This window comes from Photorhabdus temperata, assembly GCF_025384845.1.
In the GTDB taxonomy this organism is placed as follows: Bacteria; Pseudomonadota; Gammaproteobacteria; order Enterobacterales; family Enterobacteriaceae; genus Photorhabdus; species Photorhabdus temperata.
Genome location: NZ_JAJAFX010000176.1, coordinates 1 through 1,161 on the forward strand (window position 1 = coordinate 1; position 1,161 = coordinate 1,161).

General features: G+C 48.8%; 1 protein-coding gene. It reads left to right on the top strand.

The features are described 5' to 3' along the window. The coding region (locus LGZ99_RS24425) for a filamentous hemagglutinin N-terminal domain-containing protein (RefSeq protein WP_262979846.1) at positions 1 to 1,161 on the top strand (1,161 nt) is incomplete at both ends.

Here is a 1,161-nt window from a genome sequence, read left to right on the forward strand (position 1 = left end):
AATGTCCCGGTTGTCAATATCGCCACACCGAATGATGCCGGGATATCCCATAACACCTACCAAGAGTTTAACGTTGCCACTCAGGGCGCCGTACTCAATAACGCCACTCAGACGGTGCCATCACAACTGGCCGGGCAGCTTAACGCCAACCCTAACCTAAACGGCAAAGCAGCGGAACTGATTATCAATGAAGTCACCGGCAACGGGCGCTCTGAACTGCAAGGTCAGTTGGAAATTGTTGGCAATAAAGCCAATGTGATGATTGCCAACCCTAACGGCATTACCTGTGATGGCTGTGGTTTTATTAATACTGCCAGTGCCACCCTGACCACCGGGAAACCCCAGTTTGACAAACAGGGTGCGCTGGAAGCGTTAGAAGTTAAACAAGGCCAGATCACCATTGGCGGCAAAGGGCTGGATGGCAAGGCGACGGATTATGTCGATATCATCAGCCGGGCGACGGAATTAAATGGCAAGATTCAGGCCAACACCTTGTCACTGACGCAGGGCGCCAACCGCATCAGCTTAAAAGACGGCACGATTAATGCTCTCGCCGGAGAAGGTGCTAAACCGCAATTAGCCATTGATACCAAAGCGTTGGGCGGCATGTATGCCAATAAAATCCGGCTGGTCGCCACTGAGGATGGCGTTGGGGTTAATTTGAAAGAGTTAACCAGTGACCAGCGTGATATCACCTTAAACGCTAATGGTAAAATTGAATTAGGCAATACCAAAGCTAAAACCGACTTAAATATTATCGGCAAAGAAACTGATATTGCCCCCAATATTACCGTGCAAGCGGGACAAGATATTACCCTGGCAAACACCACCCTGGAGAATAAAGGCAGCGTAACCGCCGGCCGGGATATGCGGGTATTCGGTGACACCGTGCGCAATACCGGTGATAAAGCCTTACTGCAAGCCAACGATAATCTGTGGATACAGAAAGATGCACAGGGAAATAAAGGTCAGTTAGTCGAGAACAGATCAGCGACGATAAAAACCGTGAAGGGGGATTTGGTTGTCCGCACGCATAAATTAAATAACGTGCGCGATGTTTTCACCACCCAGTGGCATGAAAAAAAACCAGATTCACAAGCATTCACCGCTAATGTGCTTGGCAACGGTTGGAAAGATGATCCTAATCTGTTGATCATCATC